This is a genomic window from Pseudomonas sp. NA-150 (genome assembly GCF_044336365.1).
Taxonomy (GTDB): Bacteria; Pseudomonadota; Gammaproteobacteria; order Pseudomonadales; family Pseudomonadaceae; genus Aquipseudomonas.
Map to the genome: position 1 here is coordinate 3,507,870 of NZ_CP172305.1, position 26,039 is coordinate 3,533,908.

At 60.1% G+C, this 26,039-nt stretch carries 23 protein-coding genes; 10 read left to right on the forward strand and 13 right to left on the reverse strand.

Annotated elements, in window-relative coordinates:
* Positions 1 to 4: 4 nt before the first annotated feature.
* Positions 5 to 1,780: a SulP family inorganic anion transporter gene (locus tag ACF0H7_RS16500; protein ID WP_397447984.1), complete on the forward strand. Its 1,776-nt coding sequence runs from the start codon at positions 5 to 7 to the stop codon at positions 1,778 to 1,780.
* A 6-nt stretch (positions 1,781 to 1,786) separates the two neighbouring features.
* On the opposite strand, the gene ACF0H7_RS16505 is transcribed toward ACF0H7_RS16500, so the two are convergent.
* Positions 1,787 to 2,116: a hypothetical protein gene (locus tag ACF0H7_RS16505; RefSeq protein WP_397447985.1), complete on the reverse strand. Its 330-nt coding sequence runs from the start codon at positions 2,114 to 2,116 to the stop codon at positions 1,787 to 1,789.
* Positions 2,117 to 2,213: 97 nt separating this feature from the next.
* Positions 2,214 to 3,098, reverse strand: a complete 885-nt coding sequence (locus tag ACF0H7_RS16510) for a LysR family transcriptional regulator (RefSeq protein WP_397447986.1) — start codon at positions 3,096 to 3,098, stop codon at positions 2,214 to 2,216.
* 113 nt (positions 3,099 to 3,211) lie between these two features.
* Between ACF0H7_RS16510 and argC the strand changes: the two genes are divergently transcribed.
* Positions 3,212 to 4,141, forward strand: a complete 930-nt coding sequence (gene argC, locus ACF0H7_RS16515) for an N-acetyl-gamma-glutamyl-phosphate reductase (RefSeq protein WP_397447987.1) — start codon at positions 3,212 to 3,214, stop codon at positions 4,139 to 4,141.
* Between the two features lie 354 nt (positions 4,142 to 4,495).
* Here argC and ACF0H7_RS16520 read toward each other — a convergent pair whose 3' ends face one another.
* Positions 4,496 to 5,725, reverse strand: a complete 1,230-nt coding sequence (locus tag ACF0H7_RS16520; RefSeq protein WP_397447988.1) for an OprD family porin — start codon at positions 5,723 to 5,725, stop codon at positions 4,496 to 4,498.
* 315 nt (positions 5,726 to 6,040) lie between these two features.
* Between ACF0H7_RS16520 and ACF0H7_RS16525 the strand changes: the two genes are divergently transcribed.
* The 4 genes from ACF0H7_RS16525 (at position 6,041) to ACF0H7_RS16540 (ending at position 9,677) form a co-directional block, all read left to right on the forward strand.
* Positions 6,041 to 6,952 (forward strand): LysR family transcriptional regulator, encoded by a 912-nt coding sequence (locus tag ACF0H7_RS16525; RefSeq protein WP_397447989.1) that lies wholly within the window; start codon positions 6,041 to 6,043, stop codon positions 6,950 to 6,952.
* Positions 6,953 to 7,246: 294 nt separating this feature from the next.
* Entirely contained in the window at positions 7,247 to 7,996 is a 750-nt protein-coding gene (locus ACF0H7_RS16530) for a 5-oxoprolinase subunit PxpA (protein ID WP_397447990.1), read from the forward strand.
* Positions 7,993 to 8,718 (forward strand): allophanate hydrolase subunit 1, encoded by a 726-nt coding sequence (locus tag ACF0H7_RS16535; protein ID WP_397447991.1) that lies wholly within the window; start codon positions 7,993 to 7,995, stop codon positions 8,716 to 8,718. The genes ACF0H7_RS16530 and ACF0H7_RS16535 overlap by 4 nt, the downstream gene beginning before the upstream one ends.
* Positions 8,715 to 9,677: a biotin-dependent carboxyltransferase family protein gene (locus tag ACF0H7_RS16540; protein ID WP_397447992.1), complete on the forward strand. Its 963-nt coding sequence runs from the start codon at positions 8,715 to 8,717 to the stop codon at positions 9,675 to 9,677. The genes ACF0H7_RS16535 and ACF0H7_RS16540 overlap by 4 nt, the downstream gene beginning before the upstream one ends.
* Positions 9,678 to 9,811: 134 nt before the next feature.
* Here ACF0H7_RS16540 and ACF0H7_RS16545 read toward each other — a convergent pair whose 3' ends face one another.
* Complete coding sequence (locus tag ACF0H7_RS16545; RefSeq protein WP_397447993.1) at positions 9,812 to 10,612, reverse strand: putative hydro-lyase; 801 nt, start codon at positions 10,610 to 10,612, stop codon at positions 9,812 to 9,814.
* A 335-nt stretch (positions 10,613 to 10,947) separates the two neighbouring features.
* Between ACF0H7_RS16545 and ACF0H7_RS16550 the strand changes: the two genes are divergently transcribed.
* Entirely contained in the window at positions 10,948 to 12,231 is a 1,284-nt protein-coding gene (locus ACF0H7_RS16550; RefSeq protein WP_397453916.1) for an MFS transporter, read from the forward strand.
* A 171-nt stretch (positions 12,232 to 12,402) separates the two neighbouring features.
* On the opposite strand, the gene ACF0H7_RS16555 is transcribed toward ACF0H7_RS16550, so the two are convergent.
* The gene (locus tag ACF0H7_RS16555) at positions 12,403 to 13,896 is read right to left on the reverse strand and encodes a lactate dehydrogenase (RefSeq protein WP_397447994.1); all 1,494 of its coding nucleotides are present in this window, start codon (positions 13,894 to 13,896) and stop codon (positions 12,403 to 12,405) included.
* Positions 13,897 to 14,063: 167 nt separating this feature from the next.
* The gene (locus ACF0H7_RS16560) at positions 14,064 to 15,005 is read right to left on the reverse strand and encodes a LysR family transcriptional regulator (protein ID WP_397447995.1); all 942 of its coding nucleotides are present in this window, start codon (positions 15,003 to 15,005) and stop codon (positions 14,064 to 14,066) included.
* 83 nt (positions 15,006 to 15,088) lie between these two features.
* On the opposite strand from ACF0H7_RS16560, the gene ACF0H7_RS16565 reads away from it, so the two are divergent.
* Together ACF0H7_RS16565 and ACF0H7_RS16570 are read left to right on the forward strand one after the other, a co-directional pair.
* The gene (locus tag ACF0H7_RS16565; protein WP_397447996.1) at positions 15,089 to 16,408 is read left to right on the forward strand and encodes an MFS transporter; all 1,320 of its coding nucleotides are present in this window, start codon (positions 15,089 to 15,091) and stop codon (positions 16,406 to 16,408) included.
* Between the two features lie 35 nt (positions 16,409 to 16,443).
* Entirely contained in the window at positions 16,444 to 17,376 is a 933-nt protein-coding gene (locus tag ACF0H7_RS16570) for a carbon-nitrogen hydrolase family protein (protein ID WP_397447997.1), read from the forward strand.
* Between the two features lie 70 nt (positions 17,377 to 17,446).
* Here the strand turns inward: ACF0H7_RS16570 and ACF0H7_RS16575 are convergent, their stop codons facing one another.
* Both ACF0H7_RS16575 and ACF0H7_RS16580 read right to left on the reverse strand, forming a co-directional pair.
* Complete coding sequence (locus tag ACF0H7_RS16575) at positions 17,447 to 17,932, reverse strand: copper chaperone PCu(A)C (RefSeq protein WP_397447998.1); 486 nt, start codon at positions 17,930 to 17,932, stop codon at positions 17,447 to 17,449.
* Positions 17,932 to 18,537 (reverse strand): SCO family protein, encoded by a 606-nt coding sequence (locus tag ACF0H7_RS16580; protein WP_397447999.1) that lies wholly within the window; start codon positions 18,535 to 18,537, stop codon positions 17,932 to 17,934. Before ACF0H7_RS16580 ends, ACF0H7_RS16575 begins: the two co-directional genes overlap by 1 nt.
* 341 nt (positions 18,538 to 18,878) lie before the next feature.
* Between ACF0H7_RS16580 and ACF0H7_RS16585 the strand changes: the two genes are divergently transcribed.
* Entirely contained in the window at positions 18,879 to 19,160 is a 282-nt protein-coding gene (locus ACF0H7_RS16585) for a hypothetical protein (protein ID WP_397448000.1), read from the forward strand.
* Positions 19,161 to 19,394: 234 nt separating this feature from the next.
* On the opposite strand, the gene ACF0H7_RS16590 is transcribed toward ACF0H7_RS16585, so the two are convergent.
* From ACF0H7_RS16590 to ACF0H7_RS16610, 5 genes are all read right to left on the reverse strand, one after another.
* Positions 19,395 to 20,501, reverse strand: coding sequence for a polyamine ABC transporter substrate-binding protein (locus ACF0H7_RS16590; RefSeq protein WP_397448001.1), 1,107 nt, complete (start codon positions 20,499 to 20,501; stop codon positions 19,395 to 19,397).
* 121 nt (positions 20,502 to 20,622) lie between these two features.
* Positions 20,623 to 21,525, reverse strand: a complete 903-nt coding sequence (locus tag ACF0H7_RS16595) for a helix-turn-helix transcriptional regulator (RefSeq protein WP_397448002.1) — start codon at positions 21,523 to 21,525, stop codon at positions 20,623 to 20,625.
* Positions 21,522 to 22,940, reverse strand: coding sequence for an aminotransferase (locus ACF0H7_RS16600; RefSeq protein WP_397448003.1), 1,419 nt, complete (start codon positions 22,938 to 22,940; stop codon positions 21,522 to 21,524). Before ACF0H7_RS16600 ends, ACF0H7_RS16595 begins: the two co-directional genes overlap by 4 nt.
* 287 nt (positions 22,941 to 23,227) lie before the next feature.
* Entirely contained in the window at positions 23,228 to 23,863 is a 636-nt protein-coding gene (locus tag ACF0H7_RS16605; protein ID WP_397448004.1) for a TetR family transcriptional regulator C-terminal domain-containing protein, read from the reverse strand.
* Between the two features lie 45 nt (positions 23,864 to 23,908).
* The gene (locus tag ACF0H7_RS16610) at positions 23,909 to 26,032 is read right to left on the reverse strand and encodes an acetate--CoA ligase family protein (protein WP_397453918.1); all 2,124 of its coding nucleotides are present in this window, start codon (positions 26,030 to 26,032) and stop codon (positions 23,909 to 23,911) included.
* Between the last annotated feature and the right edge of the window lie 7 nt (positions 26,033 to 26,039).

Below are 26,039 nucleotides of genomic sequence, written 5' to 3' on the forward strand. Positions count from 1 at the left end.
CACTATGTCGCTGACGCGCTGGCTGCCAGGCCTGGCCAACCTTTTGCGGTACCGCCGCGAATGGTTCACCCCCGACCTGCTGGCCGGGCTGTCGGTGGCAGCCATTCAGATCCCGATCGCCATTGCCTATGCGCAAATCGTCGGACTGCCGCCGCAATACGGTTTGTACGCCTGCATTCTGCCGATGCTGATTTACGCACTGGTGGGCAGTTCGCGGCAGTTGATGGTCGGACCGGATGCCGCCACCTGCGCCATGGTTGGCGGCGCAATTGCCCCTCTGGCGCTGGGTGATCCCGAACACCTGGCGCAACTGGCGGTGATTATCACGGTATTGGTCGGCTTGCTGCTGATCGTTGCCGGCGTCGCGCGGTTGGGGTTTATCGCGAGCTTTTTCTCGCGGCCGATTCTGGTCGGCTACCTGAACGGGATTGGCTTGAGCCTGCTGGTCGGGCAACTAGGCAAGGTGTTGGGCTACAGCATCCACGGCGATGGTTTCATCCCCAGCCTGCTGAACATGCTGCAACGCCTCGGCGAAACGCATTTACCGACCCTGGCGATAGGGGTGTGCGCCCTGGCGCTGTTGATCTGGCTGCCACGGCGCTTCGCCAGGTTACCCGCCTCCCTGGTCGCGGTGGCCATCGCCACGCTGGTGGTCGGGGTGTTCAGTCTCGACCGCTACGGGATTTCGATACTGGGCCCGGTGCCCTCCGGCATCCCCCGCCTGGCCTGGCCGCAGACCAATCTGCCGGAAATGAAAAGCCTGCTGCGCGATGCGTTGGGGATTGCCACGGTGAGCTTTTGCAGTGCCATGCTGACCGCGCGCAGTTTTGCCGCGCGAAACGGCTACACCGTCAACGCCAACCACGAGTTCATTGCCTTGGGCGTGTCGAATATCGCCGCGGGGGTCTCTCAAGGCTTCGCCATCAGCGGCGCCGACTCGCGGACTGCGGTCAACGACATGGTCGGCGGCAAAAGCCAGTTGGTCGGCGTGGTCGCCGCGGTGGTGATTGCCTTGATCCTGATGTTCTTCACCGCGCCCATGGCCTGGATTCCCCAGCCAGCGCTGGGCGCGGTGCTGTTGATGGCCGGTTGGGGCCTGATCGACATTCGCGGTATGCGCGATATCCGCACGCTCAGCCGGTTCGAGTTCTGGCTGTGCATATTGACCACCGTCGGCGTGCTGAGCGTCGGGGTGCTGCCGGGGATCATTATCGCGGTCACGCTGGCGATCCTGCGCCTGCTCAGAAGTATCTATCAACCTACCGATGCCGTGCTCGGCTGGATGCGCGGGGTCGACGGCCAGGTCGACATCAGCCGATACCCGCAAGCCCGCACGCTGCCGGGGCTGGTGGTCTATCGCTTCGACGATGCGATCCTGTTTTTCAATGCCGACTACTTCAAAAGCCGCCTGCTGGAGATCGTCGAGCGTGAGCCCAGCACTCGCGCCGTGTTGCTGGTTGCCGAGGCGATCACCTCGATTGATGTCAGTGGCATTGCTTCCCTCAGGGAAGTGCGCGAAACCCTGACCGCCCGCGGGATTGTGTTCGGTATCGCACGGCCGCACGGCAGCTTTCTGCGGATGCTGGTGCGCTCCGGCCTGGCCCGGGAGATAGGCAAGGAACGCTTGTTCGCGTCAGTGCGGGGAGGCATTCGCACCTACCGGATCTGGCGCAACAAGCAGCAGCGTGAGCCGCGATCCGAACCTGCCCGCCAACACCCGCCAGCAGACGCCCTCGCCTCTGGCACCTCATTGCTGACGGGGAAATCTCCGGACAGTTGACGAATTTTAGCGACGCGCCAGTTCGTGCTTGATGCAACCGTCGTAGTAAACCTGCTTGACCCCTTCAGGCTTGAGTCGCGATTCACTGTCGTAGGTCTGCTCCGAAATTCTCAGGGCCATGACTCTCATCCACTGCTTGGGAAACTTGTGCGCCTGCAGTCGTGTGCGAGCGCTGTAGCGCGTGATGCCTGAGAGCTTGGAGGCCTGGGCACCGCCGGCGATGCCGGAACCCCAACTGCACATGTACAGCTCGCCTTCCGTCAGATTCCTCGCCTGCGCCGAAAACGCCGCACCGAACAGCACCAGTGAAGCCAGCGTACAAAAGACAATTCGCATGAGGTTAATCACTTAATTCCCTGATAGAAAAGTGATTTTGCCTACGTCATGAAACTTCAGGGGCCAGCAAATCGCCTGCTTTGCAGAGAAAATCCACTTAATTCGCGCTCAAGTCCCACAACACATCCAGCACATGTTGCGTCGGCATTTCCACCTCACCGGCACGATGAGCGATGCCCAGTTGCCGCCACAACAATGGCTGCAATGGGCGCATGACGATCCGCGGATCGGTCAGGGGCGTCGACGCTTCATGGGGCAGCAGCGTCGCGCCATAACCGGCTGCCACCAGACTCTTGATCGCGTCGTTGTAATTGAGCTGAATGCGTGGCGCCGGCTGTGGCCCGGCGCTGGCAAACCAGTCGGACGTCAGGCGCGACAGCCGGGTGCTGTTGTCATTCAGGATCAGTGGTTGCGCGGCCAGCCAGCCGGGGGTCACCACCAGCGGACATTCCCAGCGCGCCGGCAAGAAGGCCATCACCGGGTCGCGTCGCCAGGCATCGATGCGCAGACTTTTGACCGGTGATTGCGGCAACGCCACCAAACCGATGTCCAACGCGCCCTCGGTGAGCTTGCGCAACGTATCCTGCGAGGTCAGCACGGCCACCTGCACGTCGATCGAGGGATGGTGCTGCGCCAGGGTTTCCAGCGCCTGGGGCAGCAGTTGCGCAATCGCGCCGGTGGATGCCCCCAACCGCACGCGCCCGGCCAGGCCCTGCACCTGGCGCTGTACATCCTCCAGCGCCTGTTCGGCGTCGGCCAACAATTTCCGCGCCCGCGCCACCAGGGTTTCGCCAATTGCCGACGGCTGAACCCGGCCCCGAGTGCGCGACAGCAGACTGCCGCCAATGCGCGCTTCCAGATCGGCAATGTGCAAGCTCACCGTCGGTGGCGCCAGGTTCAGGACCCGGGCCGCTTCGGCAAACGAGCCAAGGTCGGCGATCGCCACCAGGGTACGCAAGCGGTCGAGGCTGATTTCACGCATGGGTTATTCCTCATTCAGAAAATCTGAACTCAATCATTACCAAATTCAACTTTCACTATCTTACCTCGGCGTTGAAGATCAGACCTGTTGAATCCCTCCTTCGAGACCACGCCATGCGCACTCCCCTTGTATTCATCGACGGCGACCAGGGCACCACCGGGTTGCAAATCCATCAACGCTTGCGCGGGCGCAACGATCTGCAACTGCTGACCCTGCCCGCCGAGCAGCGCAAGGACCCGCAGCGTCGCGCCGAGGCGATCAACAGCTGCGACATCGCCGTGCTGTGCCTGCCCGACGACGCCGCGCGCGAAGCGGTGGCCAGTATCCACAACCCGGCGGTGCGGGTGATTGATGCCAGTTCGGCGTACCGTACCCACCGCGACTGGACCTACGGTTTTGCGCAAATGAGCCCGGAGCAAGCGCAACGCATTGCCAGCGCGCATCGGGTGAGCAATCCCGGTTGCTATCCCACTGGCGCGATTGGCTTGTTGCGTCCGCTGCTGAACGCCGGCTTGCTGCCCTCCGACTACCCGATCAGCGTCCATGCGGTGTCGGGCTATTCCGGAGGAGGACGCGCCGCCGTCGAGGCCTATGAGGGTAAGCACGCCGCCCAGGCTTCACCGTTTCAGGTTTACGGGCTGGGGCTGAAGCACAAGCATGTTCCAGAGATTCAACAACACAGCGGTCTATCTGAGCGGCCACTGTTTGTGCCGGCCTACGGCGCGTTTCGCCAAGGGATTGTGCTGACCATCCCGCTGCAAACTCGCTTATTGGCGCCCGGTACCGACGCTGCCACCTTGCAGGCGTGCCTGGAGCGGCATTACGCCGAGATGGAGTCTGTGCAGGTCATGCCACTGCAGTCGGCGCAGGCCCTGACGCACCTTGATCCGCAGCAACTCAACGGCACGGACGACATGCAATTGATGGTGTTCGAGGGTGAGGGTCAGGTGTTGTTGGCGGCGGTGTTCGACAACCTGGGCAAAGGCGCGGCCGGCGCGGCGGTGCAGAATCTGAATCTGATGCTTGCGGGGCTGACGGGGTAAAGGTTCCACCCTGTAGGAGCTGCCGAAGGCTGCGATAGCGGTGTGTCATGGAAACCGTTTCGCAGCCTTCGGCATCTCTCCTCAACCAAAGATAACCGGTTGATTTCAAAGACTCCGCAATCTGCTTCTGCCAAAGGCGTAGGAGCCAGCTTGCTCGCGATCTGGTGCGAAGCGGCAGTAAAACCTGAGCACGCGGAGTGTCAGTTAAACCCGACAACCTGACTTTACGACTGCTGCGCAGCCGATCACGAGCAAGCTGGCTCCTACAGGGACCGCGTTTGCTGCGCGCGACAGCGCGGCGTCCGGACGACGGGGAATCTTCTACAGGGAATGTGCTGTGTCAGTCTGTTCGACCTACCACAGCCCGACCGTGTAGCTGAGGATCACCCGGTTCTCATCCAGGTCGTTGCCGAAGTTGGAGCGCACCGTAGCGTTGCGCCATTTCAGCCCGACGTTCTTCAGCGCACCACTCTGGATCACGTAGCCGATGTCCATGTTGCGCTCCCACTCCTTGCCCTCGCCACCGCCAGCGCGTTCGACGTTGTCGCCGTTCACGTAACGGGTCATGAAGGTCAGGCCCGGTACGCCCAGCGCCGCGAAGTCATAGTCGTAACGGACTTGCCAGGAGTGTTCATGGATGTTGGCGAAGTCGTTGATCTGCACGAAGTTGACCAGGTAGGGGTCGCTGCCGGTGATATACGGGAACGGGTCACGGCCGTTCATGCGTTGCAACGCAGCACCGAACGAACTGGCGCCTATTTTGTAGGTGAACATGCCGCCCAGGGCGCGGTTATCAATTGAGCGAAAGCTGCCATCTTCCTTGCTGCTGGAAAACCGCAGGTCGCTCTTGATACTGTGTCCGCCACCCAGATCGAAGGTGTGGTTCAAGCCGCCGTAATACTGTTGGTAGACATCTTCCAGCACCGCATAACGGGCGCTCAAGCTCAGCTGTGGTGTCACTTGATAGTCGCCACCGCCGAAGTTGAAGGAATTGCTCACCCCACCAAACCGGTTGGCGCTCATGTCCTCGAAGTCCGTCGAGTTGTTGGCCTTGATCTGATCAATGTGACCGCCGATCAACTTGAAGTTATTCAAGTCCGCGGAGTTCAGCAGCTCACCGCGAAAGTTCTGCGGCAACAGGCGGGTATCGTTGGACGACACCACCGGGTCGCGGAAGAACAAGGTGCCGGCCTTCAACTCAGTCTTGGAGATCTTCGCCTTGGCGGTCAGGCCCAGCTTGCCGTATTCATCCTGGGAACCCTTGGACGTCAGGTCCGCCGGCAACAGACCGGTGCCGCCACTGCCGCCGCCAGAATCGAGTTTGTAGCCGACCATGCCCAACGCATCCACGCCAAAGCCCACCGGCCCGGCGGTGTAGCCCGACTGCAGGCGCAAAATAAAGCCCTGGGCCCACTCGTCAGCGCTGTCTCTGGAGTTGCTTTGGCGGAAATCCCGGCCGAAGTAAAAATTGCGCAGGTCAAGGTTGCCGCTGCTGTCGGCGAAGAAATCAGCCTGGGCTCCCGTGGCCGCAGCCAGCGTTGTTCCACCAACAAACACCCATCCGATTTTTTTGCAAATGTTCATGTACACGTCCCGTTAGAGCGCCCGTCGACCGGGGTCGACAGTTGGCAGTGCGCGATTATTTTTTTTATGGCCACGCAGGCGGCCTGAAGGCTTGAGCTGCCTGTGAGGTGATCCACGGGCAGCGACCTTTCTGCTTCGGCGGCATTGTTTGGATGCGCTCGGGCTGGCGTCCAACGAGAAAATATCGCGCAGTGCGATCAATTTTTTTTGAAGGGTGGTGGCATACAAACTGCACTTTCCCGCCGCTTCGTTGGCGCAGTGATACAGTGCAGTTGACGTTCAGCGGTCACTTTTCAATCGGTAGGAAACACCTGAATGAACATTAAATTCCTTGAAACTTTCGTCTGGATCGCCCGCTTGAAAAGCTTTCGGTTGACCGCCGAAAAGCTGTTCACCACTCAAGCGTCCATCTCCAGCAGGGTTGCCGCGCTCGAGGATGAACTGGGCGCTCGGCTGTTCGTGCGCGACTCCAAGGGCGTGGCCCTGACACCCGAAGGGCAGCGGGTGCTCGAGTACGCCGAACACATGATCGACACCCTGCAAAACCTCAAGTCAGCGATCAAGGACCCACGGCAGACCCGTGGGCGCATCCGCATCGGTGCCATGGATACCGTGATACACACCTGGCTGAGTGCTCTGGTAACACGCCTGACCGCCAGCTATCCGCAACTGGAGATCGAGATCAACGCCGATACCGCGAGAAATCTTTCTGACCAGTTGGAAAAGGGCTATCAGGACATCGTGTTCCAAACCGACATGACCCGCCTCGACACCGTGCGCAACCTTCTGCTGGACCGTTACCCGATTCAATGGGTGGTGGCGCGCGGCTCGGTGTTCGACCGCAAATACGAGTCGCTGAACGAACTGGCCCAAGAGCGCATCGTGACCTTTTCACGCAATTCGCGCCCGCATCAGGACCTGCTCAACATGCTGCACAGCGCGGATGTGCTGGCCACCCGGATCAACTGCGTCAACTCGGCATCGGCGATTACCCGCCTGGTGCGCGACGGCTTTGGCATCGGCGCGATGCCGCCGACCCTGGTGCGCAGTGAGATTGCCAACGGCACCCTGACCATTCTCCAGGGCGTGCCCAACCCTCCGCCCATGGACATTGTCGCCAGCTGGCGCACCGGTTCGGGCATCGAACTGGTTGAAGAGGTCATCGCCATGGCCCAAGAGGTAACGCAAACCTATTCCAGCCAGGGCGAGTTTCCGCCGGCAATCTGATTGCCACTTGGTCGAGCAACACATGTGCATGTTGTAGGCGCTGCCGAAGGCTGCGAATGGCCTTCAATCACGGTGATTGCTCTGGCGCTATCGCAGCCTTCGGCAGCTGCTACAAGGCCCCTGCTCAAGCAGAATGACCGTGGCGCCGGAGGCGGCCTCCGTTGCCGCTGAACGACACAATATTTTCTTATCGTCCCCCCTGCTTTTTTGTTCATTGACCCTCCCCGCCATTCGGCGAAAACTTCCGCCCATAGCCGCTGCCACCCCTCAAGGGGTTCGTTCCGAGGAGCACACATGAGCCGAATTTTATTGAATTGCGATATCGGAGAAAGCTTCGGCGCCTGGACCCTGGGCCTCGATGCCGAGGTCATGCCGCTGATCGATTGCGCCAACATCGCCTGTGGTTTCCATGCCGGTGACCCTGGCAGCATGCGCAAGACAGTGGCCCTCGCCCTGGAGCACGAGGTGCGCATTGGCGCGCACCCGGGCTATCCGGACCTGGTGGGTTTTGGTCGCCGTTCGATGGAGTGCTCCAGCGCCGAGATCGCGGACCTGATGCACTACCAGATCGGCGCGCTGCAAGGCATCTGCCAGGCACAGGGCGGCCGGGTCGAGTACGTCAAACCCCACGGCGCGTTGTACAACGACATGATGAGCAGCCCGCGTGTGTTGCTCGCCGTGATCACTGCCGTGGCCCGTTTTGACCCGACATTGCCGCTGATGCTGATGTCGACGCTGGACAACAGAGAAGCAACGGCCATGGCTCGCCGGGTCGGCCTGCCACTGTGGTTCGAGACCTTTGCCGACCGTGCCTATGACAACGCCGGGCGCCTGGTTTCCCGCAAGCAACCGGGGGCGGTCCACCACGAACTCAACACCATCGTCGCTCAGGCGCAAACCCTCGCCGACCAGCGTCCGCTGACAGCCAACGATGGCAGCCCGCTGCTGCTGAAGACCGACACCCTGTGCGTACACGGCGACAATGCTGGCTCCATCGCGGCGGTCAAACACATCCGTCAGGCACTGGAGCTGATTGCGGCATGAGCACGAGCGAAATCACAACAACAGCCACGGTCCACACCGTCGGCATCGACAGCCTGATGATCAACCTGTTCAAGGTCATCCATGAAGACAATGTGCCCTGGTTGCTGGCCGCCGGAGCGCGCCTGCGCAGTCTGTTCGGCGAGCAGTTAATCGACCTGGTGCCCTCCTACACCACCTTGCTGGTGCACTACGATTTGCTGCACCTGGACAACCGTCAGGCGCGGGCGCTGGTCGCCGAGGCGCTGCGCGACCTGACCCCGACCTTGAGCGCGGCTGGCCGCGCGCATGTACTGCCGGTGTGGTACGACCCGCGCGTCGGCCCGGAGCTAGGCAGCCTCGCTCGGCGCAGCGGGTTGTCGACCAAAGACGTCATTCGTCGCCACTGCGAAAAGCCGTATCAGGTGTTTGCCCTTGGCTTCACCCCCGGCTTTGCCTTCATGGGCCTGGTCGAGGAAACCCTGGCTGCCCCGCGCCTGAGAACACCGCGTAAGCGGGTCGCCGCCGGCAGTGTCGGCATCGCCGAACGCCAGACCGCGGCCTACCCATCGGTATCACCGGGCGGCTGGAACCTGATTGGCCGCACACCCAGCCGGCTGTTCGACACCACCCAGGACGGCTTCAGCCTGTTGCGCCCTGGCGACAGCGTGCAGTTCAGCGCCATCAGCCACAGCGAATTCATCCACCTGGGTGGCGACGACACGCCGCTGGAAGCACAGCCATGAACCGTCTATTGATCGAACAAAGCTCGCCCCTGTGCCTGCTGCAGGACGCCGGGCGCTTCGGCGTCCGCCATCTCGGCGTGACCCAGGGCGGCGCAGCGGACTGGCTGTCGATGTCTTGGGCCAATTGGCTGTTGGGCAATGAACTGGACGCCGCCGTGGTCGAAATCACCCTCGGCGGTTTCAGTGTCCGCGCCCAGAGCGATTGCCTGCTGGCGCTGGCCGGGGCAAACCTTGGCGCGCACATCGACGGGCGTCTGATCGAGCCTTGGCAAAGCTTTGTGCTGCGTCAGGGCGAGCGTCTGCAATTTTCCGGCTCCAGCGTTGGCGCCCGCACCTACCTCGCTGCCCCCGGCGGTTTCGACGCCAAGGCGGTACTGGGCAGTTGCTCGACCGTATTACGCGATTGCCTGGGTGGCTTGAACGGATTGGGCTTGCCCTTGGCGATGGGTGACGTACTGTCCGCACGCGATGGCCGCTCAAGCCAGCCGCTCTCCAGCAGGCGCATGAGCCCGACGCAAATCCCCGATCTGTTTTCTCGGCAACCGCTGGACGTCGTCATCGGTGCACAGATGGCAGATTTTGCCGGGCGTAGCCTGTTTGATGCCTTCAACAGCGACTGGACCGTTGACGCCCGAGCCGACCGCATGGGCATCCGCCTGCTCGGTCCGGTGCTGGAATACCAAGGCCCGGCGATGATTTCCGAAGGCATTCCGCTGGGTGGCATCCAAGTGCCCCCGGATGGACAGCCGATTGTACTAGGCAACGACCGGCAAACCATCGGTGGTTATCCACGCCTCGGTGCGTTGACCCCCGCCAGCCTCGCGCGGCTGGCGCAATGTTTGCCGGGGGATACGCTGAGGTTAAGGGCCACGGTTGAATGCACTGCTCGTGAAAGCCACCTGCGCCTGTTGCAACAATGGGCCAGCCCCGACGTGGCAAGGCTTGCCCTGGCGGGTTGAGTGACAGGCACGCTTTCAACCTGTAGGAGCTGCCACAGGCTGCGATAGGTCCGCAGGACCTGCTTTGCCAATACGGGCCAATCGCAGCCTTCGGCGGCTCCTACAGGGAAGCATCATTACCGACTGTTACGGACTTACAAATCACGGTTGTACACATCCGTCACCAGCATGCAACCCGGCGCGTGGGTGATGCACAGCGGTGGCCGAGAGGCTTGCACTACGGATTGCGGGGTCACGCCGCAGGCCCAGAACACTGGAATTTCATCCGCTTCGATGCTGACCGCGTCGCCATAATCCGGGGCGTTCAGCGAGGCAATCCCAATCAATGCCGGATCACCGATGTGCACCGGCGCGCCGTGCACGTTCGGCATGCGTGCGGTGATCTGAATCGCCTGAATGGCCGCCGCCGCTTTCATCGGCCGCATGCTCACCACCAGCTTGCCCCGCAGGCGTGCAGTAGGTCGGGTGTCGATGTTGGTCTGGTACATCGCGACATTCAGCCCCTGCTCGATATGCCGCAGCCTGATGCCGGCGTCCAGCAGTGGCTGTTCAAACGAGAACGAGCAGCCAATGGCGAAGGCGACCATGTCGTCCTGCCACAGGTGCGCGATGTCCTGTGGCTCTTCGCACAGTTCGCCATCGCGATAAACCTTGTAGCGCGGCACGTCATGGCGAATATCGATGGCGCTGCCCAAGTGGCGAAAAAACGGGTCGCCCGGTTCAGTGACGTCGAGCAGCGGACAGGCCTGGCGATTGAGCGTGCAAAATCGCAGAAACTCATTGGCCCAATCCTGGGGCAGCATCACGATATTGGCTTGCACTCGCCCCTGACCGAGACCGCTGGTGTGCCCCTGGTATTGCCCGGCGGCGATGTGTTGGCGCAGGGTCGGCGGATCGCAGGGCAGCAGTTGCTCGAAGGACATTAGCGGGGTCATCAGGACATCTCCACGGGGTCGGGACAGCGACAATCGTTCTTTTTAGGAAACCATGACGGCGCTGTCCAACAAGAAAATGTGCGACCCACAACAACTAAAAGTTATGCATGAAACCAGTCAGTACCCAGCCCCTCGGCCCTGCGAGCGAGGCATCAAGTTTTCTTATGTATTACCTGCTCTTTTTCCCGTTTGACGCTGCTGCACCCCACCGCGAAGAATCGATACCAGGGTACAGCTCGCTGCGCCCAATCCCCACGACAACGCCTTAACCAAAAACAATGAGGCGTGTCCGTCATCTTCGTTTGCTGCCGCAGGAACATCCCATGGAAAAGACCATGACTGATCACGTGCCTGAAAGCACGGGTCGCGCCAACCCGTTCAAGTGGTACGGCCCCTTGTCGAAAAATGAAAAACGCACCTTCTGGAGCTGCAAGGTCGGTTATGCATTGGACGGCATGGACACCCAGATGCTGAGCTTTGTGATCCCGACGCTGATCGCTACCTGGGGCGTGTCCAAAGGCGACGCTGGGCTGATTGGCACCTGCACCCTGCTGGCCTCGGCAGCCGGCGGCTGGATCGCCGGGATACTCTCCGACCGCATCGGCCGCGTACGCACCCTGCAACTGACGGTGCTGTGGTTCGCTTTCTTCACCTTTCTTTGCGGACTGGCGCAGAACTACGAGCAATTGCTGGCAGCACGGACCCTGATGGGCTTTGGCTTCGGTGGCGAGTGGACCGCTGGCGCAGTATTGATTGGCGAGGTGATCCGCGCTCAGGATCGCGGCAAAGCGGTGGGCATGGTGCAGTCTGGCTGGGCGTTGGGCTGGGGGCTGACAGCATTGCTCTATGCCGGGCTGTTCAGCATCCTGCCACCGGAACAGGCCTGGCGAGCGATGTTCATGATCGGCCTGATACCGGCGTTGTTCGTGCTGGTGATCCGCCGCGTGGTCAAAGAATCGGACACCTTCGAGCAGTCTCAACGTGAGCGCAAAGCCAAACCCAGCTCAGAGACCCGCTTTGCGTTCTTCGAGATCTTTGCCCCACGCATGCTCAGCACGACACTGCGCGCTTCGTTACTGACCACCGGAGCCCTGGGCGGCTACTACGCGATCACCACCTGGCTGCCGACCTTTCTGAAAACCGAGCGTGGCCTGAGTGTGCTAGGCACCGGCGGCTACTTGGCGATGGTGATTCTGGGGTCATACGTCGGCTACGTCAGCAGCGCGTTGCTTACCGATGCCATCGGCCGCAAAAAGAACTTCATCCTGTTTGCCATCGGCTCAATGACCATTGTGCTGGCCTACACCCAACTGCCGATCAGCAACACCTGGATGCTCTGGCTCGGTTTCCCGCTAGGCTTCTTTGCTTCGGGGATCTTCGCCGGGATGGGCGCATTTCTCACCGAGCTGTTTCCCACCCGCATGCGTGGGTCGGGCCAGGGTTTTTGCTACAACGCCGGACGCTCCATCGCTGCACTGTTCCCGTTCCTGATCGGCGCACTGAGCGAAACGCTGCCCATCGGCACCGGTATCGGGGTGTTTGCCGCCGGCGCGTATGGAGTGGTGATACTGGCGGCGCTGAGCCTGCCGGAGACCCGTGGCCGGCAATTGGAGTCCTGAGGCCGTAAATGCCAAAAGACTCTGCCCGAAGGGCGTAGGAGCTGCCGACGGCTGCGATCAATTGATATCGCGAAGGCCGTTCCGGCCTTATCGCAGCCTTCGGCAGCTCCTACTGGGTCAAGTGTGTTGTCTGAGGGCGTAGAATCTCCTACACCTTCGGCAGAAGCAAAATCAACTCAGCTTCGCTGGATTAGTCTGCAACATCACGCTGTCCTGCAACCCCGACAACGTATCCTTCAGCGTCGAAATCCCGCCATACGCCTTGGCCTTGTCGTCATCCTGCATTGCCTTTTGCAACAGCCCCAACAGGTTCCGGGTTTTAGTGGCCTGTTGCGGGGTGACGGTGGTGCTTTGCAGGTGGCCCAGCAAATACTTGGACACCGTGGTGTGTTGCGAGGCCGACTGCGTCAGCGTCGCACTGACCAGGTTGCCCTTGTCATACCCCAAATGGGCTGAACTGCTGGCGCTGTCGTCGACCTGATAAAAATCGTAGTTCTGCGAGGCCGCAGTATTGCGCAAGTCCAGAGGCGATCCCGGGATCGAGCTCTTGTGGTAACTGGCGGTCAACTGCGATTGCTGGTTTTGATCGATAGAGCGATCCAACGTGCTGCCTTTGGTCTGAGTGGATTGCGAGACCTGATAGGCAAATGTGTCCAGTTCACTCGGACGCATCGGGTTGATCGCCTTAGTGGCCTGGGTCACCGAGCCGGAGAAATCGGCCAGCCCGGTCAACATCCCATGATCCTCATCGCTCAAGGCCACCGAGTTGGCCGTGGTGGGTGCAGCAGCGGCCTGGCTCAAACTCTTGTTGCTCTGCAATGCCGAAAACGCATCTTCAAACAGGCTCATCAGCGCCGGATCGCCGCTGCCCCGCTGCTTCGCCGACTCAAATTGCTTCAGGTAACTCGCCAGCGCCTTGGCTTGCTGATCGGCGCTGCCCAGGGTGTTGCCGTTCTTCACATTGACCGCCAGTTTTACATCCCCGGCCGGCCCACTCATTTGCACGCTGCGCTGCTGAGCGTCGGCATGGAAACTCAGGGTTTGGCTCCGATTTTCACCCAGCTTGAGCTTGCCGCTGAGGTCAACCGAGGAAAATACCGTCGAGTTGAACTGCGCCAGCTTGTCCAGATTGAGTTTCGGCGGCGTGGCGCTGAAGCCATCGATGGCCGACTGAAAAGCATCGGCCATGCCGGCCAGCGCCGTGCGTTCGTCATCGCTGAGTTCGCCGCCGCTCACCTGTGCCTGAACCGCCAACCCGTCTTCGTTGCTCGACAGGCTGAGCTGAATGGTTTTACCGCTGGCGGTCTTGATGGTCAGGGTGACCGAGTTGTCAGCCTTGGTATGCAACTTATCCTGCGCGGCGGTCAACTGCGTGGCGTTCATCTTGCCGGCAGCCGAGGGACGGATGACCGACTGCGAGATATTGGTGCCGCCCGAAGTCAATTGCGACATTAGCGTCGCGCCCAACCCCTGGAATCGGCCAGCAACAGAATGCGAGTTGAAGTTACCCATCATGGCTAACGTCACTTTATCCTGCTGCACATACTCCCAGGCGGGCGTCGCTGCATCGGGCAAGGTGCCGCGTGGCGTATACACCTCTGCGTTTACCACAGAAGTGTCCTGGCCCAACGTGACCACCGAAGCCGGCGATGCGGCGGAACTCACCGAGTCACTGTTAGTTTGGTTGGAGGCCACGTTCGACGCAGTCGTCATGACGGCCGAAGAGGTTGAGCTTACGGGCAATATCCCTGTCATGACGTGCTCTGAATCCCGAGTTAAAGGCAATAGTTAGTTAAGTAACGGCTGAAGTAGTGGGAACTTGAATGCCCAGACTAAGGCGGCGTCATTGACCCATGCTGTAACGCCTGGGTGACGTCGATAATGAAGTTACGCAACCACTGGTTTTGCTCATCCGCATTGCGCTCTACCTCCCAAATCAGGAACACCCGAAATGCCGGGACGCAGATGGGCACCGGGCTCACCGTCAGCCTCGCGATACGGGCAAAGGACAGCGCCGCGAACGTGGGCCAGGTTGCAATGACATCACCGTGTACCAACGTCGCCAGGGCCCCGGCAAAATGCGTGAAGGAAGCCGAGACGCGACGCACGATGCCTTCTTTTTCCAGTAAGTCATCGACGAATCCACGACGGCCATCGAAGGAAACGCGTACATGATCATGCAAGAGGTATTCGTCCCGGGTAATCGGACTGCTGATGTTCAGTCGAGGACCGTCGTACAGACACGAGTAAGATGATGAAAACAACACCTGTGAAGAGTAATGCGAACTGAATTCCTTGGGTTCCGAACACAGGACCAAGTCCATGTCCGGGTCTGCCAGTGCCGCTTTCCACAATAAGCTGTTGGTTTGGTGAAACGCGAACTTTACCGACAACCCTCGAACTTTCGCTTCGTTGACCAGACGTGCCGACAGGTAACTCTCGATATCGTCGGACAGCGCAATATTAAACACCCGAGTAGAGGTCTCAACGGAAAAGTGTGGCCCCCGGGTCACAATGGCAGACACTGCAGTCAATGCCTCCATCACCTTCGGCGCCAGTTCCAGCGCACGTCGTGTAGGTACCATTCCAGCGCTGCTACGCAAGAAAAGCTCGTCATTGAAATGCTCGCGCAAGCGCTTGAGCGAAGAGCTCACCGCGCCTTGAGTGACATGCAATACGGCCGCTGCCCGGGTCACGCTGCGCTCACTCATCAGGCACTGGAAAGTGACCAACAGGTTGAGGTCCAAGCGACTGATATTAGCAATGCTAATCATGGCCATCTCTACTATTCGTTTGATTGATATGGCGAGAAATCCCTACTCTCGGTTCACTGAACAAGAACAACGGAGAGCTTCGGATGCAACGTTCGCTGAGTGCAACACACACTGACACCGCACTACCCACTCGCCACGCGGACCTGCGAAAGCGTGCCTTTGCTGTGGGCATTGGCAACTTTATGGAATGGTTTGATTTTGCCATCTATGGCTACTTCGCGGCCATTATTGGCCATGCGTTCTTCCCCTCCGCCGCGCCCGGCACTTCGCTGCTGTCATCACTGGCCGTATTCGCAGTGGGCTTTCTGGCCCGGCCAGTCGGCGCGATGATCCTCGGACCCATCGGTGACAAGCTGGGCAGACGTGCGGTGCTGATCATTACCGTGTTCGGTATGGGTCTGGCGACCACCTTGATTGGTCTGCTGCCCGATTACGCCACCATCGGTATCGCTGCGCCCATCCTGCTGGTGATACTGCGCTTTCTGCAAGGGATGATGGTGGGTGGCGAGTGGTCCAGCGCCGGCATCTATATTGTGGAAAGCGCGCCGGCCAACCGCCGGGCTACGGCCGCCAGCGTCATAACCGGCACCGCAGGCGCCGCGTTTCTCTGTGGCACAGCCACTGCCGCCATCATTTCCGTGTTACTGCCCGAGGATGCGGTCGCAAGTTGGGGCTGGCGCTTGCCGTTTCTGGCGTCGATCGTCATGGCTGGGGTCGCCATGTACATCCGCCGCAAACTGGGGGATACCCCGGTCTACACCGAACTGGAGCGCAAGCGCGCAACCCATAGCCTTGCCCCCGTTTCGGCACGGGAAAAATTCCGCGCGTTTGTCATTTCCTTCGCGTTCTCGGCGTTGTTCGGCGTCTCGCTGTATTACTTCATTACCTACGCAAACAACCATCTGGTGCAAACCGTCGGCTTGAGTAAACCCACCGCGTTGTGGCTGTGCAGCATTGCGTTGGTGTTCTACACGATTTTCCATCCCATCGTCGGACGCCTCAGCGACCGTTTCGGACGACGTAAATTCGTACTGGCCTCGGCGCTGGCATTGACGGTTCTGGCTTATCCGATATTCGTGTTGCTGAACACCGGCAACTACGTGGCCATCGTGCTGGGGTTAATCATCATGGCGGCGTTGGTTGCCGTCACCGCCGTGATGGACGTGGTCCTGCTGGTCGAGGTGTTTCCAGCCTCGATCCGCTCAACCGGTGCCGCTATTGGGCACAACGTGGCCTTGGCATTGCTGGCCGGTCCGGGGCCGTTTATCGCTGCAGCACTGATCCAGGCCACCCATAACCCAAACATTCCCGCCTGGTATCTGTCGGGCGTCTCGCTGATTTGCCTCATCGTTCTCTGGTTCATGCTTCCTGAAACCAAAGATCGGGATATCACTCACGGTTAAGCCAATCGTCTGTCAACGCCTACAAGAGCATCAACATGACCAAAGCAGCTGTTATTCAGGCATCGTCAATTCCTTTTGAACCACAACTCAGCGCGGAAAAGGCCGCTGGCCTGATCCGCACCGCAGCAACGCAAGGCGCCCAACTGGCGGTATTCCCCGAAGCATTCCTGGGGGGCTACCCCAAAGGCGCGGCCTTCGGCACTGTTGTGGGTAGCCGCAACACCACCGGTCGGACGCACTTTCAACGCTATATGGACGGCGCCGTAACGTTGCAGGGGCCGGAACTGGCCTACTTGAGTGAGGTGGTCAACGAAACCGGCGTCTACGTGGTGATTGGCATCATCGAGTTGTTGGGCCGGACCCTGTACTGCACCTCCGTGACGCTGGCACCTGGCCAAGGCATTGCCGGGTATCACCGCAAACTGATGCCAACCGGGCAGGAACGGATTATCTGGGGCTTTGGTGACGGGTCGACGATCGCACCGGTCGACACCCCTTTCGGGCGAGTGGGCAGTGTCATCTGCTGGGAAAACTACATGCCGGCGCTGCGCCAGGCGATGTACGCGCAAGGCACCGAAATTTACTGCACGCCGACCGCAGACGATCGCCCGACCTGGGCGTCGTCGATGGTCCACATTGCGTTGGAAGGTCGCGTCTTTGTGTTATCGGCATGCCAGGCCATCACCCTGTCAGAGTACCCGCCGCAATACCGCGAAGACTTCGGACTTGATGCGCAGGAGAGCGATTACATCATGCGTGGCGGCAGCATGATCGTCAGCCCGACAGGGCAAGTCCTCGCAGGCCCGGTGTTCGACATGGAAACCATCCTGTACGCCGACATCGATCTTGCCGTGGCGCGCGCCGGCAACCTGGACTTCGACGTGACCGGGCATTACTCGCGACCGGAAGTGTTCACGCTCAGCGTCAACACCGCCGCAATGAAACCGGTGGTGTTCAGCGGCGATTGAAGACAGAGAAAGCCCCTTCCCTGCGTTCAAGCGCAGGTCATCGTCGAATGACCTGCGCCCTGCCCTTTGATTACATCCCGTCGTCATCCCCGGCGTTCAGCGCCCGGCCCTTGGCAACCACATCGATGGTCTCCTGCTCACCCTGGGCATTTTCCACGGTCAGGGTAATCGGCACCTCGTCGCCCGCTTTCACTTGCTTCTTCAGGTCGATCAACATCACGTGGTAGCCGCTGGGCTGGATGGCAACCACCTTGCCGGCCGGCAATGGCACCGAGGCCACGGGCGTCATGCTCATGATGTCGTTTTTCATGGTCGACTGATGGATTTGTACGGTCTTGGCCGCAGTGGACGTGGCATCCACCAGCATGCTGTCGCTGCTCGCGGTAATGCGCATAAACGCGCCCGTCGAAGGCTGCCCCGGCACAGTAGCGCGAACCCAGGCATCCTCCACCAGGGTTTGCGCCGAGGCCTGCAGGCTCAAGCCCAGAAGAGACAGCAACAACACAGAGCGCTTAACCGATTGCAAGGTCATGGATTTACCGATTCGCAGGTTCATTAGCAGACCTCCATCACAGTGGCCAGGTCTTCGGCACATTGCTTGGCGGACAGAGACGGCGACAAACCAAGGCGCAGACGGCCACTGGTGTCGAACACAAAGCTGGTGGCCGAATGGGACAAGGTATAGGTGTCGCCGCTGGGTATTTTTTCGTAGAACACGCCAAATTCCTTGGCGGTTTTCGCGGTGTCTTCCAGCGAGCCGTATAGCGCGATGAAACTCGGGTCGAAGGCTTTGACATAAGCGTCGAGCACTTCAGGCGTATCGCGCTCCGGGTCCAGGGTGATGAACACCGGCTGGAAGATATCGCCGTCCGCGCCCAGCAGTTTTTTGATTTTCACCGCGCGGGCCAATGCTGTCGGGCACACGGCCGGGCATTGGGTGAAGCCGAAGAACACCATCGGCATCTTGCCGCGAAAGCTCGAGAGGAAGCGTTCGTGACCCTGAGTGTCTTTCAGCTTGAAGGTTCGCCCGAGGATCTGGTTGCTCAGGTCCTTGCCATATTTGTACGACAAAGTCTTGGAATCATCGCAACCCGCGAGCAGGCCGAGGCTCAGCAGCCCCATGCCTGCGATCATTTGGCGGCGTGTGAGTAAGCTATTCATGCGCGGCGGTCCTGTGGTACAGCGTCCAGGCCGTGAGCGTGCGGAAAATTCGAGGGGATTTCATGCGCGGAATTTAACATCGTTGCGCTGCGTAGGACATCTGCCGATGTATTGGACTAAAGGACGATAAGTCCTACAAGGTGCGTCCACACTGGGTTGCGGCGAGGTGCGACAAAATCGCACAGGGCGCTGCGAGCTTGAACTACCGCTGGATCGGTCACGATTTGGGACTGAAAGCCTTAGCGGGCAAAGGCTGATTCCATAGCAGTCCGACTTGTCGGCGATGACACCTTTGAGATCGCCATCACCGGCAAGCCGGACTGCTATGGGGGGCCGCGCTCTTGATTTTGATCCTGATCCTGATCCTGATCCTGATCCTGATCCTGATCCTGATCCTGATCCTGATCCTGATCCTGATCCTGATCCTGATCCTGATCCTGATCCTGATCCTGATCCTGATCTTGATCTTGGCGATCCCCCTGACGAAACCCACTATCGCCCCGTTCCCAGCAGGCCGAACGCAGGTCCTGTTCCGGGGGATGCTCGACATGGATGTCGAGCAAGCCGCGACCCCCGCCAGGGATGGCGGGTCGCGGCGTGCCCCAGGAACAGGACCGGAGTGAGGGCAGTCCGAGCCTAAGCGAGGACCCGTATGGCGGGGCAAAGCGTTTTTGGTTACTTTTGGGGCGATTTTGCCAAAAGTGACCCGCCGTCAGGGCGGAACCATAACGCCAGCTAAACGCAAAAAACGGATATACACACCAATCCAAGCTTCGCGTAACAGCATCGGTTGTCCATACAACGCCATCACCAACGTTTTTTGAAACGCAACAGCGCGGCGTCTGGATAACGTGGAATCACATCCCGGTTTTAACCGTATTCCACACCCGCGTAATCGCCCGCATATCCTTGGCGTCGTGGGTCTTCTGCGCAAACAATCGGCTACGGGTCGCATCGTCGGGATAAATCCCCTGATTGGCCAATACATCGGCATTGATCAGCGCCGTCGACGATTTGTTGCTGTTGGCGTAATGGATGAAGTTGGTGACGTTGGCCATCTGCTGCGGTTGCAGCATGTATTCGATGAACTTGTGCGCGTTGGCTGCGTGCGGTGCATCGCTGGGGATGTACATGTCATCGAACCAAATCAGCGAACCTTCCTTGGGAATGAAGTACGAAAGTTTGGTCTTCAGCCCGGCCTCTTCGGCTCGCGCCTGAGCAGTGGCGGCGTCGCCGGACCAGGTCATGGCCATGCAGGTATCGCCATTGGGCAAGCTGTTGAGGTAGTTCACCGAGTCGAACTTCTTGATGTAAGGCCTGACCGACAGCAACAGATTCTCCGCCGCCTTGAGGTCCTCCGGCGCCGCACTGCGCGGGTCACGACCGAGGTACTTCAGGGCCAACGGAATGACCTCGGTCGGCGCATCCACCAGGGTCACGCCACAGTCGGCAAACCGCGAAACCACCTTCGGATCGAATACCATCGCCAGCGAACCCAGCGGCGCATCGGGCATCCGCGCCTTGATCTGATCGACGTTATAAGTCACGCCGTTACTGCCCCAGGTATAGGGCGCCGAATAGACGATACCCGGATCGTAGGCCTGCAGTTTTTGCAGAATTTCCGGGTCAAGGTTTTTCCAGCTCGGCAGTTGTTTCTTGTCCAGTGGCTGGAACACCTTGGCCTGAATCAACGGTGGCACCAGCGAGGCATTAAGCATTACCAGGTCATAACCGGAGTGCCCGGTGAGCAACTTGGCCTGCACCGCTTCATAACCGTCAAAGGTGTCGTAGACCACTTTGATCCCGGTGGCCTTCTCGAAGTCCGCCAGCGTGTGCTCGCCGATGTAGTCCGCCCAGTTGTAGATCCTCAGCGTATGACTGTCATCGGCGTCGACCGCCGCGTGGGTCAGTGCCGCAAACGGGAGAAGTATGAGACCGGAAACGATGGCTAACGCATTGCGCATGTTGAGTTCACCTCTGGGCGGGTTTATCTGACGTGGCGTCTGCCTCACTATTTAGCCAATCGGATACCGACACCATACTCCAAATGGGTGGGTGCGCTTTCAAGGTAAAAAACGTCGCGCCCTACCCCTGCTGCAACCACTCAATAAACTGCGCAAACAACTCTGACTGCGAGTTAATACCACGCTTCACATACAGATTCTTCCGGTGCATGCGCACGGTTTCCGGGGAGATGCCCATTTCTCGCGCCGTGGACTTTATCGAGTGCCCGCGCAGGACCATGTGCGCGACTTCGCGCTCGCGTTCTGTCAGCACGTCGCAGCCGAATTGGGCAAACGCGGCCTGGATTCGTTGATTGACGTCGGTGGTGGTGTTTTCCGCGAAGGTTTCGGGCTCGGTGAGGGCCGGTTGGCGTTGCAGTTCAATGCGTCCGAATTGACTGACGAACAGCCGCACTAACGGCTCTACGGCGCGCAGCACGCTTAATTGTTCGCTGCACAAGCTGTCGGCGCCCATACCCTGAAAAAGGCTGACGGAGATTTTGCTGTAGTCGTCCAGGTTGACGATGTAATAACTGTCTTCGCTGCAGCCGACTTTCAAGTAGTAGGTCTTGTAATAGTCGCTGTCGAAGAAGTTGTCGGGGGCGATGTCGGCCAGTGTGTAAAAGCCTTCCGCCAGGCCACTTTCAACCGCGAGGCAGAACGGGTCGAGTAAGTAACCCACGGTGAAATAGCGGTTAAGCACCGCGTCTTGGTAAGCCTCGGGAATGCCGTGTTGATACAGCAACTGCGGCGGCCGGTCCTTGCGCTCCAGGCTGATCATTACCGAATCAATCGGTGCCAACGTGCCCAATGCTTGCGCCAGAAGACCGAGGGCATCCGGCTGCTCGATGTGCGCGAGCGCGCTGGCCATGCCTACATGCCAATCATGCAGAGCCTGGAGGGGAACGCTGGGGTCTGTTGAATTCATGCGCGCCAGTCTAGCGACTGGGCTACTGGCGCGCAAAGGCTGCATGGTGGCACTCATCGACCGGCGTATTGCCCGCTTCGCTGCAGTTCGTCAGCCACTTCGAGGATGCAGATGCGCAGGGTTTCGACAATTTCATCGACCTGTGCGCGACTGATGGTCAGTGGGGGTGACATCACATTGAGGTGCACGATGGGCCGTACCAGCAAGCCCCGTTCTTGCGCCTTGAGGTGAATTTTCTCTCCAATGTTCAAGGCTTCCGGGAATAGCGTCTTGCTGGCTTTATCGGCCACGAATTCGACGCAGGCCATGAGTTTCTTGCAGCGCACATCGCCCACCAAAGGCAGGCCGACCAGGGTGTTCAAACGCTGCTCGAGGTATTCGCCAACGTCATCGACATGGGCCAGCAAGTTCTCGCGCTCGATAATCTCGATGTTCTTCAGCGCCGCCGTGCAGCACACCGGGTGGCCGCTGTAGGTGAAGCCATGGGTGAAGCAACGGCCCTTGCCCGGCTCGCTGATGACGTCCCAGATCCGCTGGGAAAAGATGCACGCACCCAGCGGCAAGTACGCCGAGGTCAGGCCCTTGGCGGTGGTGATGATGTCGGGTTGCACGCCGAACACATCCCAGGACGAGAAGAACTTGCCCAAGCGGCCAAACGAGGTGACGACTTCATCGGCGACGAACAAGATGTCGTAACGTTGACACACCTGCCACATGCGCAACAGATAGCCTTCTGGCGGAATGATCACCCCGCCGGAGCCCATGATCGGCTCGGCGAAAAACGCGGCAACCTTGTCGGCGCCCAGGGTCAGGATCTTGTCTTCGAACTCATTGACCAGAAACTCGAGGAATTGCGCCTCGTCCATGCCGCCCGGCGCGCGGTATGGGTTGGGGCTGGAGACGTGGTGGATCTTGTCGTTGGCGTAGTCGAATTCAGGCACACGGTCGGCGGGCTTGTTGCCGATCGACATCGTCAGGTGAGTCGAGCCGTGATAGGCGCTGTGTCGCGCGATGACGTGCTTTTTCTCCGGCTTGCCACGGCTGTTCTGATAGAACTGAATCAGCCGGTAGGCGGTGTCGACCGCAGTGGAACCGCCGGTGGTGAGAAACACGTGATCAAGGTCGCCGGGCGCCAGGCTGGCGAGCTTTTCGCACAGGCGGATCGCCACGGTGTTGGCCATGTCCGAGAACGGGTTGGAGTACGCCAGTTGCCGCACCTGATCGGCAATCGCCTCGGCCATTTCTTCGCGCCCAAGGCCGATGTTGGTGCACCACATGCCGCCCACTGCATCGAGGAAACGGTTGCCTGCGATATCGTAGATATAAGCACCTTCACCGGCCGCAATGTTCAAGGCGCCTTGCTCTCGGTGGTCATCGAACACGTGATAACCGTGCATGTAATGCGCTTTGTCAGCCCTGACCAGATCGGCCGGTTCAAACTGCGAAAAAAATGCGGGGGTTAAAGTCGGCATAAAACGTTCCCTTATTGCAGAAGTGATGCTTCACAATGAGGGCTTACTATTTAGCCGTTGGCCGACAATCGCCATACTCCAAATGGGTGTGATGTTGTGGCCCTTTCGCAGGCAAGTCGGATCGCCGCATCGCTGCTCTCACAGGTTTGATGGGTCTTGCCGAGATCCACTGTAGGAGCTGCCGAAGGCTGCGATAAGGTCGGAACGGCCTTCCGGCCGTTGGGTTCGCAGCCTTCGGCAGCTCCTACAAGGTTGCGCTGCTCACTCTAGCGACTATTGAGCATCGATCAACCACGCAAAAACCGCTTATACCCGCCCGCCTGCAAGCCATCCACCCACGCCTCGCAAATCTGTATGCCCTGCGCGGGGGTAAAGGTGTTGGGGTTGAGCCCGCATTCCAGCCACAAGCCATCGAGCAGCGCGCTCAGGCCAATGGCGGCCAGGCCCCAGTCGAAGCTTTGCCACCCCTGTTCGAGTGCCAGTTCTTCCAGGGCGTGGCCGAGGATGGTGCGGTACTCGCCGTAAGAATGATCGTGGGCCTTGTTGATCGCTTCAGCGGTTTTTACCGCGCCCCAGAACGCCAGCCAGGCTTCCAGCAACTCAGGATCGAGCATGCCCGGCGAAAACGACGCCTCGAAAAACGCCGACAGGTGCACCCTGGCACCCTCGCCCGAGTTCGCCACGGCATGGCGCAACAAGCTCATCACTTGCCCGGTGACGTGCAGGTAGGCATCAGCCACCAACTCGTCCTTGCCAGCGTAGTGATGACTGATCAAGCCCACCGAGACCTTGGCCTCTGCACAGATCTTGCGAATCGAGGTGCCGACGAAGCCATATTTTTTAAGACAGCGCAGCGTCGCTTCCACCAGATTGGCTTTGCGTAGTTCAGGGTCCATGCGCAGGAAACGGGTTTCCTCGGCCATCGTGTTGTTCCTTCCATCATCAAGGGCGGGTGATCGCAGGCGACTTTACAACGTCACGTCTGCGGATGGCATAGGCACCTGCTTTGAATCGCCACTTAATCGAATCAAGGCATCCACCGCCACCGCGCCTTCGGCACCGACCAGCAACGGATTGACGTCCAGTTCCAGCAGTCGCTCGGCGTTCTCACAGGCATAGTCGGCCACAGCGCGAATCGCCCGGACCAACGCCGCCAGGTCCACCGCCTGGCGTCCACGAAAACCGGTCAGCAACGGCGCGCAGCGCAGGCTCAACAACGCCTCGCGAATCGCCTCGTCGCTAGCGGGCAACAGCAGGCTGCGGCTGTCCTTGAGCAATTCCACCAGAATCCCGCCCGCGCCGATCACCAACGCCAGGGCAAAACCGGCCTCACGCTTGACTCCGATTATCAGCTCGGCCAGCGGCGCCGTGGCCATGCGTTCCAGCAGGACCTGATCGAAGGGCAACGCCGGTGCGTGGCGTTTCAGATCAGCACGCATGGTCTCCAGCGCTGCGCTCAACGCGGCCTCATCCTTTAGATTCAACGCCACGCCACCGGCTTCAGTCTTGTGCGGCAGGTCGGCGCTGAGCACTTTGAGTACCAGCGGATAGCCCAGCTCGCGCGCGGCGAGCACCGCCCCGTGTGGATGACAGCGTTGCGCTTCGGGAACGCTCAGACCAAAGGCGCGCAATGCCTGTTTGGAGTGCCACTCATCCAACCAATAACCGACGCCGTCGATTGCCTGCGGAGCAATCGGTAGCAACTCGTGCCTGGCCAGCAGCACCTCACGCCGATGATGGTAGTGAGCGATGTTGCCCCACGCCGTCAACCCATCTTCCACGCCTTGCAAAGCTGCCACGCCGCGCGCATGCAGCCGCTCGCGGGCCGACGCCGGCAGCAGCTCGGGAAACGCCGAGGTGACTAAACCGACCTTGCCGTGGCGCGCCAGCGCATCGCAGTACAACTCCAGCAGCAAATCGCACTCCTTACGCTCGCCGGTAGACTCCGATGGATAATCCAGCACCAGCAACGCCGCATCCGCGTCGGTGCGCAGCGCGGTGTCGAGCATACTGTTCAAGGCGTCCCGCGCGCCCCAGATCGCGGTGGTGAAATCCAAGGGATTGACCAGGTTGGCGTAGCTGGGCAACACCTGCGCCAGTTCCTGCCGCTGGCTCTGATCCAGCGCCGGCAAGCTCAGACCATTGCGCTCGGCATAGTCGGCAATCAGCCCCGCATCGCCTCCGGAACAGGCCAGCGCGATCAGGCGCGGCCCCGCGGGCAAGTTGCCGCACGCGGCGGCTTTCAAGGTTTCGACGAAACTCACCGGGCCCGTGACGCGAATGATCCCCAGGCGGGCGAACAGGCTGTCGTACAGCGCGTCGGAACCGGCCAGTGAACTGGTGTGACTCAAGGCCAGCTCGGCGCCGATCTGCGATACGCCGGTCTTCAGCGCGATGATTGGAACGCCCTTTTCCAGCGCCTTCTGCGCGGCGCGGGCAAACCCGGGCACGTTCTTCAGACCCTCGAGGTGCAAGCCGATGGCGGTGACCCTTGGCTCATCGAGCAGCACGTCCATCAACTCCGCGACCCCCAACTGCGCCTGGTTGCCCACCGAAACCATGTAGGCCAACGGCAGCGAGCGATCACTCATCGACAGGTTGTAGGCGAAATTGCCGCTCTGGGTCAGCACCGCAACGCCCTTCTCCACTCGCTGACCGCCGTGGGCCACCGGCCACAGGGCGACGCTGTGCAGGTAGTCGAGCACGCCGTAGCAATTGGGGCCGAGCAACGCCATGTCGCCGGCCGCTTGCAGCAACTGCACTTGCAGCGCTTGGCCCTGCTCATCGGTTTCCGCGAAGCCGGAGGCATAACAGACCGCGCCGCCTGCGCCTTTGGCGGACAGTAGGGCGACGCAGGTCAATGTCAGCTCGCGGTTGGTGGCGATAAACACTGCGTCCGGCCCGCAAGGCAGATCGGCGACTGAAGCTACGCAAGGGATGCCGTCGAGGCTGTCATGCTGCGGATTGACCAGCCACAACTGGCCGTCAAACCCGTCTTCGACGCAGCGCTTGTAAGCCCGAGCCATGCTGCGCCCACCGATAAACGCCAGATGGCGCGGTGCGAGCAGTCGTTTAAGGTTGTCTCTGATCAGTGCAGCG

Coding starts and splice junctions, on each gene's coding strand:
- ACF0H7_RS16500 (WP_397447984.1), top strand. CDS start 5: ATGTCGCTGACGCGCTGGCTGCCAGGCCTGGCCAACCTTTTGCGGTAC.
- ACF0H7_RS16505 (WP_397447985.1), bottom strand. CDS start 2,116: ATGCGAATTGTCTTTTGTACGCTGGCTTCACTGGTGCTGTTCGGTGCG.
- ACF0H7_RS16510 (WP_397447986.1), bottom strand. CDS start 3,098: ATGCGTGAAATCAGCCTCGACCGCTTGCGTACCCTGGTGGCGATCGCC.
- argC (WP_397447987.1), top strand. CDS start 3,212: ATGCGCACTCCCCTTGTATTCATCGACGGCGACCAGGGCACCACCGGG.
- ACF0H7_RS16520 (WP_397447988.1), bottom strand. CDS start 5,725: ATGAACATTTGCAAAAAAATCGGATGGGTGTTTGTTGGTGGAACAACG.
- ACF0H7_RS16525 (WP_397447989.1), top strand. CDS start 6,041: ATGAACATTAAATTCCTTGAAACTTTCGTCTGGATCGCCCGCTTGAAA.
- ACF0H7_RS16530 (WP_397447990.1), top strand. CDS start 7,247: ATGAGCCGAATTTTATTGAATTGCGATATCGGAGAAAGCTTCGGCGCC.
- ACF0H7_RS16535 (WP_397447991.1), top strand. CDS start 7,993: ATGAGCACGAGCGAAATCACAACAACAGCCACGGTCCACACCGTCGGC.
- ACF0H7_RS16540 (WP_397447992.1), top strand. CDS start 8,715: ATGAACCGTCTATTGATCGAACAAAGCTCGCCCCTGTGCCTGCTGCAG.
- ACF0H7_RS16545 (WP_397447993.1), bottom strand. CDS start 10,612: ATGACCCCGCTAATGTCCTTCGAGCAACTGCTGCCCTGCGATCCGCCG.
- ACF0H7_RS16550 (WP_397453916.1), top strand. CDS start 10,948: ATGACTGATCACGTGCCTGAAAGCACGGGTCGCGCCAACCCGTTCAAG.
- ACF0H7_RS16560 (WP_397447995.1), bottom strand. CDS start 15,005: ATGATTAGCATTGCTAATATCAGTCGCTTGGACCTCAACCTGTTGGTC.
- ACF0H7_RS16565 (WP_397447996.1), top strand. CDS start 15,089: ATGCAACGTTCGCTGAGTGCAACACACACTGACACCGCACTACCCACT.
- ACF0H7_RS16570 (WP_397447997.1), top strand. CDS start 16,444: ATGACCAAAGCAGCTGTTATTCAGGCATCGTCAATTCCTTTTGAACCA.
- ACF0H7_RS16575 (WP_397447998.1), bottom strand. CDS start 17,932: ATGAACCTGCGAATCGGTAAATCCATGACCTTGCAATCGGTTAAGCGC.
- ACF0H7_RS16580 (WP_397447999.1), bottom strand. CDS start 18,537: ATGAATAGCTTACTCACACGCCGCCAAATGATCGCAGGCATGGGGCTG.
- ACF0H7_RS16590 (WP_397448001.1), bottom strand. CDS start 20,501: ATGCGCAATGCGTTAGCCATCGTTTCCGGTCTCATACTTCTCCCGTTT.
- ACF0H7_RS16595 (WP_397448002.1), bottom strand. CDS start 21,525: ATGAGTGCCACCATGCAGCCTTTGCGCGCCAGTAGCCCAGTCGCTAGA.
- ACF0H7_RS16600 (WP_397448003.1), bottom strand. CDS start 22,940: ATGCCGACTTTAACCCCCGCATTTTTTTCGCAGTTTGAACCGGCCGAT.
- ACF0H7_RS16605 (WP_397448004.1), bottom strand. CDS start 23,863: ATGGCCGAGGAAACCCGTTTCCTGCGCATGGACCCTGAACTACGCAAA.